Here is a 13,462-nt window from a genome sequence, read left to right as displayed (position 1 = left end):
CCTCTTCCATCAACAACGCCAGGCGTTACTTCTTCAGGTCATACCGGTCCAGGTCCATCACCTTGGCCCATGCGGCGACGAAGTCGCCGACGAACTTCTTCTCGGCGTCGTCCTGCGCGTAGACCTCGGCGAGGGCGCGGAGGATCGAGTTGGAGCCGAACACCAGGTCGACGCGGCTGGCCGTCCAGTTCGACTTGCCACCGCCGCGCTCGCTGGCGGTGAACTCGTGGCGGGCCGGGGAGGTCGGTTTCCATTCGTAGCGCATGTCGAGCAGGTTGCGGAAGAAGTCGTTGGTGAGCTTGCCTGGGCGGTCGGTGAGTACACCAAGCTGGCTCCCGTCGAAGTTCGCGCCCAGCACGCGCATGCCGCCGACCAGGGCCGTCATCTCCGGGGCCGTCAGCGTGAGCCGCTGGGCCTTGTCGATGAGCAGGTGTTCCGCCGGCACGCTGTAGCGGCCCTTTACGAAGTTGCGGAAGCCATCGGCGATGGGCTCCATGGCTTCGAACGATTCCACGTCGGTCTGTTCCTGCGTGGCGTCGGTGCGGCCGGGCGAGAACGGCACGGTGACGTCATGGCCCGCGTCCTTCGCCGCCTTTTCGATCGCGGCGCCACCGGCGAGCACGATCAGGTCGGCCAGCGAGACCTGCTTGCCGCCGTTGTTGAACTCACCGCGGATGCCTTCGAGCTTCTCGAGCACCTTCTGTAGCTGACCCGGATTGTTGACGCGCCACTCCTTCTGCGGGGCGAGGCGGATGCGGGCACCGTTGGCCCCGCCGCGCTTGTCGCCACCGCGGAAGGTGGACGCTGAGCCCCACGCCGCGCCGACCAGGTCGGCGACGGAAAGGCCGGAGGCCAGCACCTTGTCCTTCAGCGCCTTGATGTCGGCATCGCCGATGGGCGTGCCCGCCGGCGCCGGGATCGGGTCCTGCCAGATCAGTTCTTCCGCCGGCACTTCGGGGCCGAGGTAGCGCGCACGCGGGCCCATGTCGCGGTGCGTGAGCTTGAACCAGGCCCGCGCGAACGCATCGGCGAACTGGTCGGGATTCTCGAGGAAGCGGCGCGAGATCTTCTCGTACGCCGGGTCCATGCGCAGCGACAGGTCGGTCGTGAGCATGGTGGGGCGCTGCTTCTTGTCCTTGTCGAAGGCGTGCGGCACCGACAACTCGGCATCCTTCGCCACCCACTGGTTGGCGCCGGCCGGGCTCTTGGTCAGCTCCCACTCGAAGCCGAACAGGTTCTCGAAGAACAGGTTGCTCCACTTCGTCGGCGTCTGGGTCCAGGTGACTTCAAGACCACTGGTGATGGCATCGGCGCCCACGCCGCTGCGCAGTTCGTTATGCCAGCCGAAGCCCTGTTGCTCCAGGTAACCGGCTTCCGGCTCGGCCTGCACGTTCTTCGCATCGCCTGCGCCGTGGGTCTTGCCGAACGTGTGGCCACCGGCGATGAGCGCCACCGTCTCCTCGTCGTTCATGGCCATGCGGGCGAAGGTTTCGCGGATGTCGTGCGCGGCGGCCACCGGGTCGGGGTTGCCCTCCGGCCCTTCCGGGTTCACGTAGATGAGGCCCATCTGCACCGCGGCCAGCGGATTCTCGAGGTGGCGGCCGCCTTCGGTGCGATCCTCTTCCTTGCCGTGCAGGTGCGGGTCGGCGACAAGTACGCCGTCATCCTTCGGGGTGACCTTGCCGTAGCGGTTATCACCGCCCAGCCACTCGGTCTCGGTGCCCCAGTACACGTCGTTGTCGGGTTCCCACGTATCCTCGCGGCCGCCGGCGAAGCCGAACGTCTTGAAGCCCATGCTCTCGAGCGCGACGTTGCCGGTGAGGATAAGCAGGTCGGCCCAGGAGATCTTGTTGCCGTACTTCTGCTTGATGGGCCACAGCAGGCGGCGCGCTTTGTCGAGGCTGACATTATCGGGCCAGCTGTTGAGCGGGGCGAAACGCTGCTGGCCACGGCCGCCGCCGCCACGGCCATCGCCGATGCGGTAGGTGCCGGCGCTGTGCCAGGCCATGCGGATGAACAGGCCGCCGTAATGGCCGAAGTCGGCCGGCCACCAGGGCTGCGAGTCGGTCATGAGGTGCTCAAGGTCTTTCTTCAGCGCGTTGTAGTCGAGCGACTGGAAGGCCTTGGCGTAATCGAAGTTCTCGTCGAGCGGGTTGGAGCGCGAGGAGTGCTGGGTGAGGAGATCAACCCGGAGCCGATCGGGCCACCAATCCTTGTTGGTCTGGCCGCCGCCCGCGGCATGGTTGAAGGGGCATTTCGACTCGTTCGACATCGCGTTTCTCCTCTGGGGTTGGCTTCAGAGGCGGGGACAGGGCCGCGCCTCGTGACTAACGCAATAGACGGATCATAGGCGTCGCCTCATCATCACAGAAATTGATTGATCTAATGATGACGAGAGGCTTTGCCTATCAGCAAGGCGCTTCGGCCCGAGGGCAGGCGGGCATCTATCGCACATCTTCATGAAGCTTTCTTGGGCGCAAGCCGCATTCCTCCGTGCGAAAAAAATGCTTGACACCCGTGGTAACCTTGAGGTTACATGTAACCCGTAGGTTACTTAACCCACCAGGGAGCCGCGCATGATCAAGCAAGCCCGTTCCATCCATGAAACCGCTGAAATCCTCGGGCGGCGTCGGATCCGCTTCTTCACCGCGCAGGCGGTCCTCTTCTGCCTGTGGCAGGCCACGTGGGTCACTACCCATTTCGACGGCCCGGTGCTGCGCACCGTCGACCGCGTCGGCGGCATCAGCTGGCTGGCGTGGGCCGCCATCCTGCTGGCCATGGTCATGAGCGGTGGGTTCCTTGCCACGCCGCGGGCGGTGCGTGAGGCGATGAACGACGAGCTGAGCCGCGCCCATCGCGGGGAGGCCCTGGGCTGGGGGTTCGGTGGCGCCATGGCCATGGCCATCGTTTACTACGCCGTTGCGCTGTTCGACGTGGTGCCGGTGTTCCTCGCCCTGCATTCCGTCGTGTCGGTCGGCATCGGGCTCGCCCTGGGCCGTTTCGCCTACCTCGAGCGCAAGGCGTCCCGTGACCAGTAGCCTCCGCCTCGAAAGCCGCCTGAAGGAACGCCGCACGGATGCGGGCCTCACCCAGGCCGAACTGGCCGAGCGGGCAGGGGTGTCGCGCAAGACCATCAACACCGTGGAGAACGGGGTGTTCGTGCCCTCGACCCTGCTGGCGCTGGTGCTGGCGCGCGAGCTGGGCTGCACGGTGGAGGATCTGTTCAGCGCGGTGACGGACGGCTAGACGGCTTTTGCCCTACGATCCGCGCATGACGACACCAGACAGCCAGGCCGCCGCGCGCGGCAGCATCGCGGTGGTGGGCATGGGCATGACGCTTGGCTCCCACCTCACCCCCATCTCGCGTAGCGCCATCGAGCAGGCCGACGTGGTGTTCGCGGGCCTCTCAGACCACCTGGTGGAGGAGTGGCTGAAGCGCATGAACTCCGATGTACGCAGCCTCCAGGGCTATTACGCCGAAGGCAAGTCGCGCATGACCACCTACCGCGAATGGGTGGAGGTGATGATGGCCGAGGTGCGCGCGGGCAAGCGCGTATGCGCCGTGTTCTATGGGCACCCCGGCGTCTTCGCCTGGTCGCCGCACAAGGTGGTGGAGGTCGCCCGGGCCGAGGGCTACGACGCCTACATGGAGCCGGGGGTGTCGGCCGAAGACTGCCTCTACGCCGACCTGGGCATCGACCCCGGCCGTGTCGGGTGCCAGCACTTCGAAGCCAGCCAGCTGATGCTTTACCGGCGCCAGCTCGATACGGTGGGATACGTGGTGTTATGGCAGGTGGGCCTGGTCGGCGACACCACCCTGGCACGGTTCTCCACCGGCCCTGCCTACCGGCAAGTGCTCGTCGACCGGCTGGCCCGGGACTACCCGCTTGACCACGAGATCATCATCTACCGCTGCGCGACGCTTCCCATCCAGCAGCCCCAGGTATCGCGGGTGCGGTTGCGTGACCTGCCGCATGCCGCGTTGACGATGACGGAGACCGTGATCCTCCCGCCGGCGACGCCGATGGAACCCGATACCGAGGCGTGGGAGCGGGTAAGGGCGCTCGACGCGGCAGCCGCCAATGCCTGAGCGCAACCGTATCGTGACCGTGACATAATCCCCGCCGCTGCCACCGGGCCGGATGCCCGCCCGGGGCCCAGGGGGAAAAACTCAGATGTCTGATTCGATCGACCTGCTCGAAGCCGTCGGCCGCGATGCGTCGCTTCGGCGCTTGCCACCCGACCTCATGGCCAGTGCATTGCGCGAGGCCGGTGCCACCGATGCCCTGGCCGAGGCCGCCACGACGGGCGATCCGCGAGCACTCGCCGGGGAGTTCGGTGCCCGCTCGATGATGGCCGCCCAGACCTACCAGACGCCCTACCGCGATATCCAGGCGCCATTCCGCGAGGACGAAGAAGGCGAAGGAGAGCGCGAGGGCGAAGATCAGCCGGTGCCGCGCGACCCCGAGGCGGATTGAGGCCGCGACGTCATGCGCGCCCTGCATCGGTGGAAGGCCCGGGGGCTGCTGTCGGCCCTGCTGGCTCTCGCCGGTGCGCCGGGGATGGCTGCCGTGGCAGCCATCCCCAATGCCTCGGCCTACATCGAGCAAGCCGACCAATTGCGTACGACGGATCACGCACGCTTTGCCGCGATGCTTGCGCACCTCCACGAGGTGCAGCCGGCCATCGCGCCTGTTGACCAGTGGCGGGTGCGTTACATGGACGCGTGGGAGGCCCAGTTCACGGGCCACTACCCGGAAGCCGAGCGTGGGTATGACGACATCATCCATCGCTCGGGGCACCCTGGCCTCGCGGCCTATGCGACGGCACAACTGCTCTCCCTTTACAGCCTGACCCGTCGCTATGAAGAGGCCTTCGCGCTGGCGGAGCGTGGCGTCGCCATGCTGCCGTCCGTCAAGGATCCGCACGCGCGTTACAGCCTGCTAAGAAACCTTTCGCAAGCGCTTTATCTTGCTGACCAGACCGATGTCGCCATTCGCTACGCGCGCATGATGGCCGACGACCTGCCGCCGGGCGAGACGCTGTGCGGGCCGCTGTTCCTCGAGATGGCGGCGCTGGACCAGGCGAAAACGTTGCGGTCGGATGACGCCGGGCTGGCGCGCGCCATCGAGGTGTGCGTGGCCAGTGGCAAGCCGGCGCCCGCCAACGCGGCGTGGCTGATGAAAGCCGAGGTGCTGGTCTATGAGCAGGCCCCACAGCAGGCCCTGGCGATCCTCGACCGCATCGACGCATCCATCGCGCATGAGCGCTATTTCCAGGCGCAGGCCCAATCCCTGCGGCTGCGTGCCATGGCGAACGACCAGCTTGGCCGCGATGCCGAGGCGAGCCGGGACGCCCTGGCGGCCATCGCGCTGTTCCAGTCTGGCGATATCGATGAAGCCCTTCGCGACGTCTACCATGTGCTCTACAACGTGGAGAAGCGGGCAGGCCATGCCGAAGCCGCGCTCTCGTATTTCCAGCAGTACGCCACGCAAGATCGCGCGTATCTCAACGATGCGAGTGCGCGTACCAGGGCCTTGGAGACCGTGCGGCAGCGCGCCCTTGTCGAGGCGCTCGAAGCCGACAAGCTTACGAAGCAGAATGGCATGCTCAAGTTGCAACAGGCGCTGAGCCTCAAGGCGGTGGAGGCCAGCAGGCTCTCGATTGCCTTGTTGCTCGCCGTCCTGGCCGCGGTCGTCCTCTGGCTTGTGCGCACGAAGCGGTCGCAGCTTCGGTTCCGGCAGATGTCCCGCCATGATGGCCTGACGGGCATCCTCAACCACCAGCATTTCATGGCCGAGCTGGAGCATCAGCTGCATGAACTGGCATCACGCAACGCCCCCGCCTGCCTCGTGTTGTTGGACCTCGACCACTTCAAAGCCGTCAACGACACCTACGGCCACATCGTGGGCGACGTTGTGCTCCAGCGCGCGGTGGCCACGTGCAAGCAACAGATCCGCCCCGTCGATATCTTCGGCCGGCTGGGCGGCGAGGAATTCGGCATCCTTCTCCCCGAGTGTTATCCCGAGCAAGCCATCGTCATCGCCAACTGCATCCGTGCGGCCATCGAGGCCACCCCCGTGGACGTAGACGGCCATAGCGTCGCCTACTCCACCAGCGTAGGCGTGGCCTCCACGATGTTCTCCGGCTACGGTGTGCAGGGGTTGCGGCGCGAAGCCGATGCCGCGCTGTACCGAGCCAAGCGTGCCGGCCGCAACCGAGTCATGACCGACCTGCAGGGTGACGGGCTCGTCGGCGTGTAATGGCCGTTCAGTGCGCCGCCACGCCCGCCGCCTCGCCGGGCCGCAGGAAAGTAAGCAAGCGATCGAAATCCATGGGCCGCGCCAGCTGGTAACCCTGCACGAAGTCGCATCCCGTCGCCGCCAGCCAGTCGAGCTGCGCGGCGTTTTCCACGCCCTCGGCCACCACGGCCATGCCCAGCGTATGCGCCAGCGTGATGATGGCGCGGCAGATGGAGGCGGAGCGTTCGTTGGCGTACACATCGCTGACGAACACGCGGTCGATCTTCAGCGCGTCGATGGGCAGGTCGCGCAGGTAGGCCATGCTCGAGAAGCCCGTGCCGAAATCGTCGAGTGACACGTGCGTGCCCTGGGCGCTGAGCCTGCGCATGGCGGCCGTGGCCGATCGGCGGTTGGCCATGAGGCTGCTCTCGGTCAGCTCGATGGCGAGCGCGCCGGGGCGCAGTTCGAAGCGTTCGATGGCGTCGCCGACGACAGCGGCGACATCGGTGCGCTGGAACTGCACGGCGGAGACGTTCACCGCGATGGAAAGATCGCCGTGGCCGGCACGCGTCAGCGCCACGTGCGTGCGCGCCGCCTCCTCGAACACCCAGCGGCCGATATCGATGATGAGGCCGGTTTCCTCGCTGAGCGGGATGAAATCTTCCGGCGAGATGCACGTGCCGTCCGACGAGGGCCAGCGCAGCAGGGCCTCGAGCTTCTCGACCCGGCCCGTCGCGGTTTCCACCACGGGCTGGAAGTGCAGCATGAACTCGTTCTGCTCGATGGCCTGGCGGATGCGCGATGCCATGCGCAGGCGTTCGATGGAGCGTTCGGCCATGGAGGCGTCGAAGGGGCGCAGCAGGCCCGGTGCCTCGCCGTGGAAGTGCGCGGCCATGGCGGCGGCCGCGATGATCTGCTCGGCGTTGGCGCCATCGGCGGGGTGGGTGGCGACGCCGATTTCGGGGTCCAGCGCGTGCCACGTGCCATCGAGCAGCACCGGCTCGCTGACAGCCGCGGTAAGGGCTTCCACCGCGCGGTCGCGCTTTTCCGGGTGCATCACGGCCAGCAGGAAGCGCTCGCTCGGGCGGTGCGCGGCCATGCCGAAATCGGTGCCCAGCGTGGCGAAGCGGCGGCCCACCTGTTGCAGCACGGTGCGGCCGGCCTCCAGGCCGTAGGTATCGGAGATGAGGTCGAGCCCGCGCAGGTGCACGTAGATGACCTCGTACCAGCGCCGCGTGCCGAAACGGCGGTCGAGGAAATCGGTGAGCGCCTCGACGTTGGCGAGGCCGGTGAGCAGGTCGTGCGTGGCGCGCCATGCAAGGTCGCGTTCCGCCCGGGTGCGCTCGGTGACGTCCTCGGCTAGTACCAGGCGCGCGTGGTGGCCCATGAATTCCAGTGGCGTGGTGTGGATGCGCACGTCGAGCAGGCTGCCGTCCTTGCGCCGGTGGATCCAGGTGCGGCCCATCATCGTGGCCGTATCCTGCGTGGCCAGCGCGTGCTGCAGGGGCGCCACCTCGGATTCCGGGCGGATGTCGATCACCGCCATGCGCAGGAATTCCTTGTGCGAGTAGCCGTAGTTGCGCACGGCCGCCGCATTCACTTCGAGGAACTCCAGGCTCTCGATGTCGAAGACCCAGGAGGGCAGGGGCGTGCGTTCGAACATGAGGCGGAAGCGTTGCTCGGCCTCTGCGAGGCGGCGCTGCGTTTCGATGCGGTCGGTGGCATCCACGACGGTGCCCGTCATGGCCTTGTCGCCGTCCGCCGCGGTGATGGCGCCGGTGCCGGATATCCAGCGTTGCTTGCCGTCGGGGCGCGTCCAGCGGAAGTCGAGGTTCAGCGTCTCGCCGCTTTTCCACGCGTGGACGAACGCGGCGCGGGCGCGCTCCACGTCCTCGGGGTGGATATGGCTGTAGAAGGTGGCGTCGTCGACGCCCTCGCCACGCGCGGGGATGCCGAGCATCGCCTCCACCTGGCTATCCCACACCAGCCGGTTGCGCCGCGCATCCGCGCGCCACGTGCCGGTGTGGCCCAGCTTCTGCGCCTGGCGCCAGCGCTCGGTGGCGTCGGTGAGCTCGACCACGTGGCGGCGCTGCGCGGCGGCCGCGTCGGTGACGCGCCGGTGCAAAAACGCGAAGCCCAGCCAGTAGAGCAGCCACACGGCGATGCTGACGCCGAGGAAGTTGTACCAGGGGCCCATGTAGTCGCGGACGGCGATGCCCACGCCCACGCCAATGGGGTAGCGGTCCCATGCCGCCGATGCCACCAGGCGCTGGGTATCGTCGAGGCGGCTGGTGCCGATATCGGAGCCGCCTTCGCCTGGGTCGAACAGTATCTGCAGCGGTTGGTCGACCACGTCGGGCGCGGCGGGCGAGCGGGCCACGATGCGGCCGAAGCGGTTGGTGATGGCCGTGGCGCCGTGCCGGCCGGCGTCGACGAAATCGACCACCTCCTGGAACTGGGCCTGGCGCAGGCGGGCGTACACCCAGCCGCCGCCCGGGATTGGCACGGCGATAGGCATCGACCAGCTGCCGTCGCCTTCCTGCACGAGCGGCCCCATGGCGAGGGAATCGGTATCGGTGGCCTTCGTCGTGGCCCAGTCTTTCATGCGGGGATCGGGGCTGCCGGCCGTCAGGCCCTTGCCATCGGCGCCGACCAGCATGAGGTCGATGAGCTCGGCCTTGCGCGCGCCTACGCCGGCGATGTTCTTGGCGATGAGTTCGTCGGCCTGGCCCGGGGCGGTACGGTCGATGTCGCTGGCATCGCGGGCGATGCCCAGCATGGCCAGCTGCAGGCCGTGCAGCTGGGTCATCAGCAGGCGTTGCGCGCCCTTGGCCAGCGCATGCCCCTGGCTGCGCGCCGCGGCCGTGCGCCGGGTGTGGTCGTGGATGAGCACGGTGGCCAGCACCACGCCCAGCGCGACGCCCACGACGACGCCCGCCATGCGGATCAGGCGTACGGATTGGCGCGAAGCGACATCAGGCATGCGACCCCTGCTCGGTCCCGAACCCACCGGGAAGGCAGGCGATTCGGCGGAAACCCCCTCGGTCCCGCGTGCCACACGTTTACCACACAAACGAGTTTTGCGTGTGCAAGGCGCTATGCTTGCAGGCCAAGGCCCCCACCCCTGGAGTTACCGTGGTCGATCGTAACGACATCGCATGCTGGCTCACCGACATGGACGGCGTGCTGGTCCATGAAAACAAGGCCTTGCCGGGCGCCCCCGAGCTTATCCGCCAGTGGCGCGACCAGGCCCGGCCGTTCCTCGTGCTTACCAATAATTCCATCTTCACCCCGCGCGACCTGAGCGCCCGCCTGCGCCGCTCGGGCCTGGACGTACCCGAGGAGCAGCTGTGGACCTCCGCGCTGGCCACGGCCGCGTTCCTGAAGGACCAGTCGCCGGGCGGCTCGGCCTTCGTCATGGGCGAGGCGGGCCTCACCACGGCCATGCACGAAGCCGGTTTCATCATGACGGACACGGCGCCCGACTACGTGGTGCTGGGCGAAACGCGCACGTATTCGTTCGCGGCCATCACCAAGGCCATCCGCCTCATCGGCAACGGCGCCCGGTTCATCTGCACCAACCCCGACGCGACCAGCCCCAGCGCGGAAGGCCCGCTGCCCGCCACCGGCGCGGTGGCGGCGCTCATCAGCAAGTGCACGGGCCGCGAGCCCTACGTGGTGGGCAAGCCGAACCCCATGATGTTCCGCTCGGCCATGAACAAGCTGGGCGCCCACTCGCACAACACGGCCATGATCGGCGACCGCATGGATACCGACGTGGTGGCCGGCATCGAGGCCGGCCTGCACACCGTGCTGGTGCTGAGCGGCATCGCCACGCGCGAAGAGGTGGAACGCTACCCGTTCCGCCCGGCCGAGATCCTCAACTCGGTGGCCGACCTGCTCGAGGGCTGAGGCTAGAAATTCGCCCCGAACGAAAGCGTGGCGAAATCATGGTCAGCCAACGTGTCGTAGGTCTGGTGGCCGAGATAATTGGTATAGGTAAGGTTCGCGAACCAGGTCTTGTCGAGCGTGGCGCTGAAGCCCGCGCTCACCTGCTTGCGGCCGCCCACCAGCTGGCTGTCCACCGAATAGCCGTGCACGTCCTGGCCCAGGCCCAGCGACGGGCTCAGCAGCCAGCGGCCCACGGTGTAATTCAGCGTGCCCTTGGCGCGCCAGCCCCATGCATCGCGCGTGTAGTAACCGCCGTTGCGGCAACCGGCCGGGTTCTGGATGGCCGGGCAGCCGCCGCCGTTGAGCTCGGTGGAGAAACCCCAGTGGAAGCCGCGGCCATAGCGCACGTCGGCGAGGCTGGGCAGGTCGGTGTGGCTGTACACCGCCTCGGCGGCAAAGGTGGCGGTCTGCGCGCCCAGCACGTCCTTGAACGCGTGCGTGGTGTTCAGCAGCAGCTGCGTGCGGTCGTAGCGGTCGAAGCCATAGAGCACGCCGCCGGGCGCCGTGGTCGTGTTGCGGGCGCCGATGGGGCCGCCGCTGCGGGTCAGCGCGGCGAACATGTCGGCGGTGTTGATCTGTACCGGCAGGTCCTTCGTGTAGCTGAGCTCGCCACCCAGCTTCCAGCCGCCCAGCATGGTGCTGCCGGAGAGGCCGAAGAGGCGGATGTCGTTCGGGTATTCCCACAGCACGTGGATCGACGACAGGCGCGCCGAGAGCTGCGCGTCGCTGAGCGGGGCGCCCGCGGCTAACAGCTTGGGCACGAGGCTGTTGTCCTGGATGCTCGGGTCGATGGTGGTGGCGTCGAGGATCGGATTACGCGAGTTGTAGCGCAGGTAATACGCCGCCAGGTAGGTGGCCGGGCGGTCGAACGCGTAGCGTAGGGTGGCGCCGTACTGGCCGCTGTTCTTGCCATCGATGTTGGCGTATCGGGGTAGCACGCCGCCCACCGAGTACTGGTAGCCATCGCTCAGCCACTGGCCCGCGCCGGGGCTGTAGGCGTTGATGGGGTAGTAGGCATTGCTCTCGATGCCGCCGCAGCCCGGGTCGATGCCCAGGTCGGTGCCCGCGAAGAACGTGCCGCAGGGGTCGAGCTCGGAGGGGCGCCACTTCCACTGCCAGAACGCCTCGGCGCTCCAGTGGTCATCGATGGTGACCTTGCCCCACAGCATCTCGACGGGTAGCTGGGCCTCGGTGACAGGGTCGGTGCCGGGGCGGTGCAGCGTGGTGTAGTCGGTGGGGTTCACCTGGTTGATGCCCTGCAGGAACAGGCCCTCGCCCCATTTCACCGTCTGCTTGCCCACGCGCACGTCCAGCGCGCTTTCATCACCCATGGCGAAATGGCCATAGGCATACGCGTTGAGCCACATGAAGCCGGAGAAGTGGTTCGCCTTCGACAGGCCGTGGTCGTCGAGCGGGCGGTTGGCGGCGAACGCGCTTGCGCCGCTGCCCTGGGGCACGTCCTTTTTTTCCAGCGTGTTGTCGTACCACGCGCGGGCGCTGGCGGCGATGCCGACGTTCTTGTATTGCAGGTCGAGCGAGCTCACCACCTTGAACAGGCTGGAGTACACATCGCCCTTGCCGTAGTTGAGGTTGCCGTCGTCGGCGGTATCGGCGCCATCGCCGCCCTTGGGCTTGCCATCGGAGCGGAAACCCTTGCCCACCAGGTGTTTCGACGGATCGTTGAGGCGCACGCCGGCACCGGCCACCACGCGGGTTTTCAGGGTTCCTTTCACCTCGCCGTCGGCAAGCGTAAAGTCCGTGGCGTGCAGGGCGGTGGACGACAGCGCCGCGAACGACACGAGGGCAAGCAGGCGACAACGTGATGGCATCAGGCTTTCCAGCGTTAACTTGACCTTAATCTAGCCATGACAGCTATATTGCATGCAAGGCCGTCTGGACGTCCGAACCTTCTACTTTGGTCGATGCTGATCCCACATCCATGAGCGCAACCCTCGAATCCACCCCCGTCGACAACCGCCCGCTGGGCCGTTCCGACGCCAAGACCCTCGTGCTCGCGGCCCTCGGCGGCGCGCTTGAGTTCTACGATTTCGTGATCTTCGTCTACTTCGCGAAGACCATCGGCCATCTGTTTTTCCCTGCCGGCACCTCCGATTTCGTGGCGCAGCTACAGGGTTTCGGCCTGTTCGCGGTGGCATACCTCGCGCGCCCGCTGGGTGGCATCGTCATGGCGCACTTCGGTGACCGCGTGGGTCGCAAGAAAATGTTCACCCTCAGCGTGTTCATGATGGCGGTGCCCACGCTGCTCATCGGCCTGCTGCCCACGTATGCCAGCATCGGCATCCTCGCGCCGGTGTTGCTCACGTTGTTCCGCATCGTGCAGGGCCTGGCCATTGGCGGCGAAATCCCCGGTGCATGGGTGTTCGTCGCGGAGCACGTGCCGCCCAATCGCGTGGGGCTGGCCTGCGCCAGCCTCACGTCGGGCCTCACGGCGGGCATCCTCATTGGCTCGCTCGTGGCCGCGGGCCTCAGCGCGCGCCTGGCGCCCGACGACATGCTCGCGTACGGCTGGCGCATCGCATTCGTGCTCGGTGGCGTGTTTGGCTTCTTCGCGGTGTATGTGCGCCGCTGGCTGAGCGAGACGCCGGTGTTCGCGCGCATGCGCGAGCGCAAGGAACTCAGCGCCGAGCTGCCCGCGTGGGTGGTGCTGCGCGACCACAAGGCAGCCACCATCCTTTCGATGCTGGTGACCTGGGTGCTCACCGCCGCCATCGTGGTGGATATCCTCATGACGCCCACGCTGATGCAGACGGCGTTCAAGGTGGAGCAGGCGCGCGCATTCAGCTGTGGCAGCCTGGCGGCGCTGGCGCTGTGCTTCGGTTGCTTCTTCGGCGGCCTGCTGGTCGATCGCGTGGGGCGTGGCGTGGCCATGCTCATCGGCTCGGCCGGCCTCGCGGTGTCCACCTATTTGCTGTACTACGACCTGCATGCCGGTGCGGCAAACATGATGCTGCTGTACCCGCTGGCGGGCCTGTTCGCCGGCGTGGCGGGCGTCATCCCGGCCATCCTGGTGGCGGCGTTCCCGCCGGCCATCCGGTTCTCCGGCATCTCGCTGTCGTACAACATCGCCTACGCCATCTGCGGCGCGGCCACGCCGCTGCTGGTGGGCTTCCTCGCGAAGTCGGCGGGTGGCATCGGGCCGGCCCATTACGTGGGCGCCGTGGCGCTGGTGGGCGTCGGTTGCGCGGTGTACCTGCTGGTGACGCGCCGCCGCTTCTACGTGGGCTGAACCGCACCCCGCTTCACGGCGG

10 protein-coding genes are annotated in these 13,462 nt (G+C 67.2%); 7 read left to right on the top strand and 3 right to left on the bottom strand.

What is annotated here, in order from left to right; genetic code table 11:
- Positions 1 to 25: 25 nt before the first annotated feature.
- The gene (katG, locus tag VI08_RS00265) at positions 26 to 2,272 is read right to left on the bottom strand and encodes a catalase/peroxidase HPI (RefSeq protein WP_045827529.1); all 2,247 of its coding nucleotides are present in this window, start codon (positions 2,270 to 2,272) and stop codon (positions 26 to 28) included.
- Between the two features lie 304 nt (positions 2,273 to 2,576).
- On the opposite strand from katG, the gene VI08_RS00260 reads away from it, so the two are divergent.
- The 5 genes from VI08_RS00260 (at position 2,577) to VI08_RS00240 (ending at position 6,263) form a co-directional block, all read left to right on the top strand.
- Entirely contained in the window at positions 2,577 to 3,038 is a 462-nt protein-coding gene (locus VI08_RS00260; RefSeq protein WP_045827528.1) for a hypothetical protein, read from the top strand.
- Positions 3,028 to 3,246: a helix-turn-helix transcriptional regulator gene (locus tag VI08_RS00255; protein ID WP_045827527.1), complete on the top strand. Its 219-nt coding sequence runs from the start codon at positions 3,028 to 3,030 to the stop codon at positions 3,244 to 3,246. The genes VI08_RS00260 and VI08_RS00255 overlap by 11 nt, the downstream gene beginning before the upstream one ends.
- Positions 3,247 to 3,271: 25 nt before the next feature.
- Positions 3,272 to 4,090 (top strand): SAM-dependent methyltransferase, encoded by an 819-nt coding sequence (locus VI08_RS00250; protein WP_198148798.1) that lies wholly within the window; start codon positions 3,272 to 3,274, stop codon positions 4,088 to 4,090.
- A gap of 85 nt (positions 4,091 to 4,175) precedes the next feature.
- On the top strand, positions 4,176 to 4,478 hold the full coding sequence (locus VI08_RS00245; protein ID WP_045827526.1) for a hypothetical protein: 303 nt from the start codon (positions 4,176 to 4,178) through the stop codon (positions 4,476 to 4,478).
- Between the two features lie 12 nt (positions 4,479 to 4,490).
- Positions 4,491 to 6,263, top strand: a complete 1,773-nt coding sequence (locus VI08_RS00240) for a tetratricopeptide repeat-containing diguanylate cyclase (protein ID WP_045827525.1) — start codon at positions 4,491 to 4,493, stop codon at positions 6,261 to 6,263.
- Positions 6,264 to 6,270: 7 nt separating this feature from the next.
- Here VI08_RS00240 and VI08_RS00235 read toward each other — a convergent pair whose 3' ends face one another.
- Positions 6,271 to 9,225, bottom strand: a complete 2,955-nt coding sequence (locus VI08_RS00235) for a bifunctional diguanylate cyclase/phosphodiesterase (protein ID WP_045827524.1) — start codon at positions 9,223 to 9,225, stop codon at positions 6,271 to 6,273.
- Positions 9,226 to 9,377: 152 nt separating this feature from the next.
- Between VI08_RS00235 and VI08_RS00230 the strand changes: the two genes are divergently transcribed.
- Positions 9,378 to 10,154 carry an HAD-IIA family hydrolase gene (locus tag VI08_RS00230; RefSeq protein WP_045827523.1) on the top strand — a complete coding sequence of 259 codons (777 nt, stop codon included), beginning with the start codon at positions 9,378 to 9,380 and terminating at the stop codon, positions 10,152 to 10,154.
- Positions 10,155 to 10,156: 2 nt separating this feature from the next.
- Here VI08_RS00230 and VI08_RS00225 read toward each other — a convergent pair whose 3' ends face one another.
- On the bottom strand, positions 10,157 to 12,022 hold the full coding sequence (locus VI08_RS00225) for a DUF1302 domain-containing protein (RefSeq protein ID WP_045827522.1): 1,866 nt from the start codon (positions 12,020 to 12,022) through the stop codon (positions 10,157 to 10,159).
- A 110-nt stretch (positions 12,023 to 12,132) separates the two neighbouring features.
- Here VI08_RS00225 and VI08_RS00220 point away from each other — a divergent pair, with 110 nt between their 5' ends.
- Positions 12,133 to 13,440 (top strand): MFS transporter, encoded by a 1,308-nt coding sequence (locus tag VI08_RS00220; protein WP_045827521.1) that lies wholly within the window; start codon positions 12,133 to 12,135, stop codon positions 13,438 to 13,440.
- Positions 13,441 to 13,462: the final 22 nt, after the last annotated feature.

The sequence above is a fragment of the Luteibacter yeojuensis genome (genome assembly GCF_000964085.1).
Classification (GTDB): domain Bacteria; phylum Pseudomonadota; class Gammaproteobacteria; order Xanthomonadales; family Rhodanobacteraceae; genus Luteibacter; species Luteibacter yeojuensis_A.
Note: the sequence above shows the minus strand (reverse complement) of the source record. Positions and strands in the feature narration are given on the sequence as shown.